General features: G+C 47.5%; 9 protein-coding genes. 8 read left to right on the top strand and 1 reads right to left on the bottom strand.

Annotated elements, in window-relative coordinates:
• The first annotated feature begins 405 nt into the window (after window positions 1-405).
• From AT710_08410 to AT710_08375, 8 genes are all read left to right on the top strand, one after another.
• Entirely contained in the window at window positions 406-2,037 is a 1,632-nt protein-coding gene (locus AT710_08410) for a radical SAM protein (protein KUO90744.1), read from the top strand.
• 235 nt (window positions 2,038-2,272) lie between these two features.
• On the top strand, window positions 2,273-3,313 hold the full coding sequence (gene radA / locus AT710_08405) for a DNA repair and recombination protein RadA (protein KUO90743.1): 1,041 nt from the start codon (window positions 2,273-2,275) through the stop codon (window positions 3,311-3,313).
• 145 nt (window positions 3,314-3,458) lie between these two features.
• The gene (locus AT710_08400; protein ID KUO90742.1) at window positions 3,459-4,055 is read left to right on the top strand and encodes a hypothetical protein; all 597 of its coding nucleotides are present in this window, start codon (window positions 3,459-3,461) and stop codon (window positions 4,053-4,055) included.
• 142 nt (window positions 4,056-4,197) lie between these two features.
• Window positions 4,198-4,677 (top strand): 50S ribosomal protein L7, encoded by a 480-nt coding sequence (locus tag AT710_08395; GenBank protein KUO90741.1) that lies wholly within the window; start codon window positions 4,198-4,200, stop codon window positions 4,675-4,677.
• 6 nt (window positions 4,678-4,683) lie between these two features.
• Window positions 4,684-4,917 carry a 30S ribosomal protein S28 gene (locus AT710_08390; GenBank protein ID KUO90740.1) on the top strand — a complete coding sequence of 78 codons (234 nt, stop codon included), beginning with the start codon at window positions 4,684-4,686 and terminating at the stop codon, window positions 4,915-4,917.
• A 253-nt stretch (window positions 4,918-5,170) separates the two neighbouring features.
• On the top strand, window positions 5,171-5,545 hold the full coding sequence (locus AT710_08385; GenBank protein KUO90739.1) for a protein translation factor Sui1: 375 nt from the start codon (window positions 5,171-5,173) through the stop codon (window positions 5,543-5,545).
• Window positions 5,542-5,934 carry a hypothetical protein gene (locus AT710_08380; GenBank protein ID KUO90738.1) on the top strand — a complete coding sequence of 131 codons (393 nt, stop codon included), beginning with the start codon at window positions 5,542-5,544 and terminating at the stop codon, window positions 5,932-5,934. The genes AT710_08385 and AT710_08380 overlap by 4 nt, the downstream gene beginning before the upstream one ends.
• A gap of 3 nt (window positions 5,935-5,937) precedes the next feature.
• A complete protein-coding gene (locus AT710_08375; GenBank protein KUO90737.1) occupies window positions 5,938-7,071 on the top strand; it encodes a radical SAM protein in 1,134 nt (377 codons plus the stop codon).
• A 4-nt stretch (window positions 7,072-7,075) separates the two neighbouring features.
• Here AT710_08375 and AT710_08370 read toward each other — a convergent pair whose 3' ends face one another.
• Window positions 7,076-8,005 carry a hypothetical protein gene (locus AT710_08370; GenBank protein ID KUO90736.1) on the bottom strand — a complete coding sequence of 310 codons (930 nt, stop codon included), beginning with the start codon at window positions 8,003-8,005 and terminating at the stop codon, window positions 7,076-7,078.
• Window positions 8,006-8,027 lie beyond the last annotated feature (22 nt).

The raw sequence follows: 8,027 nt of genomic DNA, 5'->3' as shown, positions 1-8,027 counted from the left end.
AAACATTAATAGATTTTATGTGCAACATTGGCTTCTCTGATAAAATGAACGACAAGCCTCGCCTTTCAAGGCTGGGTAAAGCCTAAGCCCTAGTGCTGGTGAGGTAGTTAGCTTCCCCTCAATCAGTGGGGAGTGAGGGACCGACCCCGCAATGCCAAGGGAACGAGTAGTGCCCATGAAAGGGGCGTAACCCCCAAGACCTCGGGGAACCCTCGCCAAATGGCGGGGGAGGGGCCAGATGAAGCCAGCATTCCTTTATTTTCCAGAATTATTGGAGAATTCCTGATTTCGTTAACTCATAAGGGGTTCCTCTCTGTATAGTGTCGTCGGTTTTTGTTGCATAGCTATTTTCACAGCATGCTTTGCGACAAAAAATATTTATTTCCGTTATGCCTATGCGTAGCCATGGTATCAAGCAATAATGGCTTTGATGTTATCTTGACCACAGATCGATCAATGATGAGTAATTATCATGGAAAGGAGTTCCTAGGATTCTTGTCGACTGGACCAATCTTCGTCACGCTTGGCCCCTTCACGTTCCTTTCCGAGAAGTTTCATGAGTGGTTAGCGGAGCCAAAGGTGAAGACGGATAAGTTGGGTCGTCCAATCCAGGCTCCATACGGCATGCGGAAGGTGGAGGCCGCATTAATTGATGCTGGGATAAATGCTGCAATAATAGATCCAGATCACGTGGATAAGTACTTGAGTAAGGCTAAGGTACTCATGCTAAGCCATCATGATTATTTCGGCCTTAATCCGCCGTCCTCTACTTGGGCGGTGATTGTCGGGAAGGAACCGCTGAATGCCTTAACATTTAAGAGGTTCATGCTTAGAATCAAGCCGAGAATCGATGAAGCTAAGGCCAGGAATGGATTGAAGGTCATGGTTGGCGGCCCCTCTGCGTGGCAGTGGCTTTACTTTCCTGAATTAATTAATCACTTCGGAATCGATACTGTGTTTGATGGGGAGGCGGAGAAGCTCGTGGTTGACTTAGTTGAGCGGGCAATCAATGACGAACCGCTTCCCAAGTACATATATGTAGGTAGGCGGGATGTGCCTAGCGTTGATGAGATACCGACTATAAAGGGAGCCAGCGTGAATGGGTTAATAGAGATAGGGCGGGGCTGTCCAAGGGGTTGCTCTTGCTGCTCAGTCACATTGAGGCCCATGCGTTGGTATCCGCTGAGCAAGATAGAGGAGGAGTTGAAGATCAATGTAAGGAATGGAGTTGTTCATGGATTGATTCACTCAGATGATGTGCCCCTCTATGGTTCTGACACTATTGAGCCCAATATGGATAAATTAATAGCTTTGCATAAATTGGTTAAGTCCTACTATAAGACCATTGCATGGAGCCACACCACGCTGGGCGGTTTCCTATATGGAGAGACGAAGTACAAGATGGGAACCAAGTTAGCGGAGATAATAGAGGACGAGAACCAGGATTGGTGGGGCGCCGAGGTTGGTTTGGAAACGGGCTCCAGGAGGCTAGCCAAGATGATTATGCCGGGCAAGGCCGCTCCATATAAGATAGAGGATTGGTGGACCGTTGTCACGGAGGGCTTATCGGTCATGCATGAGGTTAAGCTTATTCCGGCCGTCACGATGATAATAGGGCTCCCCGGGGAGACTCCGGATGATGTAATGGAGACGATAGAGCTAGTGGATAGGATGAGACCATATAGAAGCCTATTGGTGCCGTTATTCTATGTTCCCATGAATCACGTGAGGAGCGATAAAGGCGGTTGGCTCTATAAGTATAACTTACTGCCGGAACATATAGAGCTATTGAAGGCAGTTTTTCACCATAGCATTTATTGGGCTAAGGACATAGCTAATAAGTTCTACCTGAATGGAATAGTCAATGCGCCGGTGAGGGCTGCACTTAATTACTTCATTAATTACGTTGATAAGAGGGTAAGCAAGTTAGAGGACCAGCTTGACGAAATAATGGAGAACATGAACAAGCAGAGAACAGAGACAAAGATGACCCCCATCAAATTAATAAATGAGATCTCCTCCTCCACAGGGAAATGATGAGCTACGGGTCTTTGTGGAGGAGTGACGAATTATGCAACGCTGATTCCCAGTAATTGAAAATAATCACCAAGTCCTAAGTTTCCAGGAATAACGTGACTACGCCCTCCTTGCATTACAACTAAAATCGGGAACCGCGAATAGCCTTTAAAGATTCATTGACCGTTGCATGATTGGCTCCCATTTATTTAGTTAGGTTTTTAAACAAGGGTTTAAATTGTGGATTGTTGAGAGAATGCCCAAGAAAAAAGACGCTATTGAGGGAGAGGCGGAGGAGTATGGTGAGGAGACGGGAGAGGCGGAGGAACCAGTGGCTGCGGAGGAGCAACCACAGCAAGGGGAGGCAATAGATGTCGAGGAGATAGATGGAGTGGGCAAGGTAACTGCCCAAAAGCTTAAGGAGGCTGGATTCATGAATGCCCGTAATGTTGCGTACGCTAGCATACGTGACCTATTAGGCGTTGTTGGCAGCGAGGATAGGGCTAAGCAAATAATTCAATCAGCCCAGCGATTAATTGGTCTTAAGTCATTCGTGACCGCGNTTGAGGTCTATGAGAATAGGAGAAGCGTGAAGTATATATCGACAGGCGTTAAGGCTCTAGATGAGCTATTGGGGGGAGGCATTGAGACTAGGGCCATAACTGAGTTGGTGGGTGAGTTCGGCGTGGGTAAGACTCAGCTATGCCATCAATTGGCGGTTATGGTTCAATTACCTGAGGATAAGGGTGGGCTTAGGGGGAAGTCGCTGTACGTGGATACCGAGAATACGTTTAGGCCGGAGAGGGTTATTCAAATAGCTAAGTATAGGGGATTGGATCCACAGGAGGCGCTTCGCAACATATTATATGCAAGGGCCTATAACAGCGATCATCAAATGATCATAATAGATGAGGCGAAGAAGATAATAGAGGAACAGAACATAAGGCTAATAGTTATTGATTCCCTTGTGGCTCACTTCAGGGCGGAGTATCCGGGGAGGGAGAACTTGGCTGATCGCCAGCAAAAGCTTAACCACTTCATTAGCCAACNCCTCAGGATAGCGGATCTATATAATATAGCCGTGGTGTTCACCAATCAAGTAATAGCGCAACCCGATGTCTTCTTTGGGAACCCACAGAAACCCGCGGGCGGCAACGTGGTTGCACATGGCGCAACGTATAGGCTATGGCTCAGGAAAAGCAAGGAGAANACTAGGATAGCTAAGATATTTGATTCCCCAATGCATCCAGAGAAGGAGGCTCTCTNCAGGATAGCTGAGGAGGGGCTCCTGGACTAATTGGTGGCGAAAAGTATTTCTCAGACCCTGACCCTCTAATCACCCATTCATGGATGAAATAAGTCATCACGTAATTCATAGATTCGTGGAGTCGCTTTTTAAGTTAACTAGTAGGTCTAATCAAGTTTTTTCGCTGGAGTCACTGATGAATGAGTCGAATCTTGGGGAGGACATCATTAGCAGAATACTTAACTCGCTCAGCGAAGGGATTGAGCACCTTAATACTTGGGTTGGTTCCTACTGGAAATTAACCGTGCCTCGACTCTTCTTGGCGCTGCAGTTGGATCCAAGTGGATTAGGGGAATTAATCGATGGGATCGAGTGGAGGGAATTCGAGGACTTGGTGGGATTCATACTGGATCGATGGGGATACGCGGTGCTGCGAAACGTTAGGCTTAGATTGAGCGGTGAATCAATGGAAATAGATCTTATCTCCGTGAAGGGAAGCGATGTACTGCTGATTGAGGCAAAGAAGNGGAGGAGGAACGCTATGAAGAGCGTGGCTGAGTCGCATCTAAGGAAGGCTAAGCTGATAAGGGATAATTGGTTAAGCGTAATCCAAAGGCTTGGGCTCCCCATTCATTACGCACGCATATATCCAATCATTGTTTCCTGGAAGAAGGAGGACGCGGAGTTGCCGATCCCAATAATTGATATAGCCATGCTTAATAACTTCATTGGCGACTTGGATTCACTGAGGACTAGCTTGCTTGAATTAGTGGCCTCCGTGAATGGGATTTAACTCCAGGTCGGCAATGCATCTATAATTTTAATGTAAATATGAATGAGCAATATCATTTAATGATGTTCTCCAATGATGAGGGGATTTGGGTTGGCTCTGCGGAAAATTTTTAACCGCCTATTATATGGCTCGTTGAGGGTACATGAGTTCCATAGACCCGAGGACCTTCTACGGGAATCCGCCGCAGGGCAAGCCATTCTATGTTAGGTTCGTGGTGCCGCCCGAGTTAGCGGATAAGGCGTATGAGGTGCTCAGTTTAGCTAAGCAGAGCGGCAAAATAAAGAAGGGAAGCAATGAAGCCACTAAAATGATAGAGAGAGGCATGGCTAGGCTAGTTCTAATAGCTGAGGACGTGGATCCGCCGGAAATAGTGGCTCATCTGCCTCTTCTATGTGAGGAGAGGGGAGTGCCCTACATATATGTTCCAAGCAAGGAGAAGCTAGGTAAGTCGGCTGGAATAGAGGCCACGGCAGCGGCTGCGGTTATAATAGAGCCGGGCCAAGCGTCTCAACAATTAGAGGACCTAGTTACTCAATTAAATGATGTTAGGGCCAAGGCTGGATTGAATCCCATACAACCACAGCAGCGCCAGGAGGAGCCTCAACGCAGGCAGAGACGGTGAGGTTAGGTGGCCAGCGAGGAGAAGCTGAGCCCCTATGAGGATGCATCTGCTGCCGTCGTGGTTCAGATACTTGATAGAACCGGAATAGCAGGCGAGGTTAGCACAGTTAGGGTTAAGATCCTTGAGGGCAGGGATAAGGGCAGAGTCATTACTAGGAACATTAAGGGTCCCGTGAGGGTTGGCGACATCCTCATGCTTAAGGAGACCGAGCGCGAAGCGCGTAAGCTATCGGCTAAATAAGGAAAGCAATTCAAAAATAAGCCTCGTTCCATCTGGGGGCGAGGATTATCTTTAAACCTAATTTATGCCGAATCCATTAATTCTTGTTTTCGCGCTTAAGGTCCCCCTGATAAAACGAACGACAAATCTCGCCCTTTGGGGCTGAAAGGAGGTCAGTAAGATAGTGCTTTGGTTAATAGGCATTTAATTATGGGCGTTCGGCGAAAATCTTTTAAATTAGTGCGTGGGCTAATGAATGGGGGNATAGTAAGGCATGTCCGATGATGGAACCATTGGAGAAAAGCAGGATAATGTGGAGGACTTACTTTCTTCTCTTCTCGGGAATAATGAGGAAATAACGGAGGAAATAGCCAAGGAGCAAGCAATAGTTAGGATTAGTGCTGAGAAGAGGCGCAGCCATTATGTCACGGTCATCGATATAGATAGCAGCGACATTAGGAAGCTCGAGATAGATGACTTAACTAAGGAATTAAAGCGTAGATTAGCTGCTGGAGGAACCATCAAGGGAAACAAGATAGAGATACAGGGCGATCATAGGTACAAGGTTAGGGAAATACTTAAGGAATTTGGGTTTAAGCCGGAAAACATTTTCGTTAATGAGGATATAATAGTGGTAGAGAGGAAGTGAGTTACCTGGAAAATGAACTAAGTGAAGATTTATCTAGGGTAACTCCTGAAAACGCGGTTCAAATATGCATGAAGATCCTTGACTCATCATCAAGATTACTAGGGCTAGGCATTCAAGTGAGGGATCCACAAAGCGCCTGGGCAGTTATGAGCAAAATAATAGAGCTAAGCAATGAATTCGTGTTGGCCAGGTTCCTGGCGGAGGTTCTGGAGCTAAGCAACATGATTAATGTTAATCCATTGATTAGGGACATGGTTGTACGCGACTTCCTCGTGTGCGCGGAAAAGACTAGAATGATGGTTATCGAGATGGCAAGAAGCGGAAAGAGCTGGATAGAGATAGCGCGTGAACTGGAGGGAATGGTTAATAAGGAGAGATACGAGAAATAAGTCATGAAAGAGGCTCAACTATATGAGGAGCTCAGTAATGGAGTAGTGAAGTGCACGGCCTGTCCACGTAGATGCAGAATATCGCCTGGGCTTTGGGGCGCGTGTGGAATTCGATGGAATATAGATGGCAAGCTTTACTTAATGAATTATGGTCGAGTAATTGCAGCGCACATAGATCCCATCGAGAAGAAGCCGCTTTATCACTTTAATCCAGGCAGCGCCGTGTTCTCCATAGCGACCACGGGCTGCTCATGGTTCTGTCAGTATTGTCAAAATGCCGATATAAGCCAAAGGCGAAGAGTGGAGGGATTCGAGGTAACGCCGCAATTACTTGTTGATTTAGCTGCCGCTTATGGGGCTCACGGCTTCGCCTACACATATAATGAGCCGACCATATTCATGGAATTCGCGAGGGATGTCGGAATCCTATCGCATGAGCGGGGCCTCTTCAATTCATTCGTGAGCAATGGATACATGACTGATGAGGCGATAAGCATGGCGGCTCAATTCCTTGACGCGATCACTGTGGATCTAAAGGGGAATGCAAGCGAGAAGTTCCTGAGGAGATACGTGGGGGTACCAAGCCCAGAACCCATATTTGCTGCCCTAAGGGAGTTAAAGAGGAAGGGCATATATGTTGAGGTGACCGATCTAGTGGTGCCCCGTGTTGGGGATGATTTAAGCGACGCGAGGCGCGTTGCGCGTTGGATCGTGGATGAGCTTGGGCCTGAGACCCCTGTTCACTTCCTGCGGTTCCACCCGGATTATAAGATGCTGGATATCCCGCCTACCCCAGTGGAGACGCTGGAGAAGCATGCAGAGGTTGCTAGAGAGGAGGGATTGCTCTATGTGTATATAGGGAATGTTCCGGGTCATGAATTGGAAAACACTCACTGCCCAAGCTGTGGTAGAGTAGTGATAAGGAGGCGAGGCTTCGAGTTGCTTGAGTGGAATATAGAGGATGGCAAATGCAAGTATTGCGGCGCTAAGATTCACTTAAGGGGAGAACTAAAACCTACTTGGAGTGAGGATAGATTCATGCAGGTCCCCATACACTTATTCTCGAATTATACTGAAGTAAAGCTAAGCGATGTTAAGGGGATGCGGCTACCTGGGGAGGAAGCTCCTCAATTATAGCTCATCATGGTCCACTGATCCTCAACTCCTCTAATCTCTTTAGGAATAATGCATTCCTCCTAACTTGCTCCTCATCAAACTTTAATTCCCCAATCAATTCCCTTGACTTGGAGCAATCATAACTTACCCCCGCATACTTAGCCAGTTGCCGCACGCTGCTCGGTAGCGCCAGCATTGCGAGGAATGAGGGGGTTGGCACCTTGATTACCCGCCTCATGAGGGCGGCGCTCATGATCTCCATGAACCGATATATCGGCACTTGGCCGCATTCCGTTGCATACATGTGTAATCCATGCGGCTTCACTCTAATCAATTCCCTCACCATGCGTGCCAGGCTGGCCGCGCTTATGGAGGAAACGCTTAGCCTTACCTTAGGTATTATACCTAACTTAGCTGCCCTGTACATGAGGAGCCACTCGCCATGGGCGGCGTACTCGCCATAGACCAGGGTCGGCCTGATTATGGCGAAGGGAATCCCTCCCTTCATTGCTTCCCCATAAACCACTTTCTCTCCCTCGCACTTAGTGTATTCATACTCATTGCTTGGAGCAGCCCCCTCACAGTGCTTCTCCTCCTCAGTGACGAAGGATCCACGCGGTCCCAGGACGTTTGATGCGCTTATGTGAATTAGCGTGGCTCCAGCCTTCACGGCTGCCCTAGTAATTAGCTTGGGTACCTCTATATGCGTCGCCCTTAAATCGCCGCTTAATGCCCCAATCGCATTCACCACGGCATCTGCGCCATTAATTATGTTTCCTAAGTCGTTCGTTAATGGATCGATCTTAACTAGTTCAGCCTTATTTCTCAATAGTGATGCATACTCGCGCTTTAGTGGGGTTAGGTTCCTGTATGTGACCAGGACCTCGCCCATGCTTGATAACTCAATAGCTAAGTGAGTGGCTATAAAGCCGAGCCCGAATACTATTATTCTCACTGGTAATTACCTTGGGAATTAC

This window comes from Thermocladium sp. ECH_B (assembly GCA_001516585.1).
In the GTDB taxonomy this organism is placed as follows: Archaea; Thermoproteota; Thermoprotei; order Thermoproteales; family Thermocladiaceae; genus Thermocladium.
Note: the sequence above shows the minus strand (reverse complement) of the source record. Positions and strands in the feature narration are given on the sequence as shown.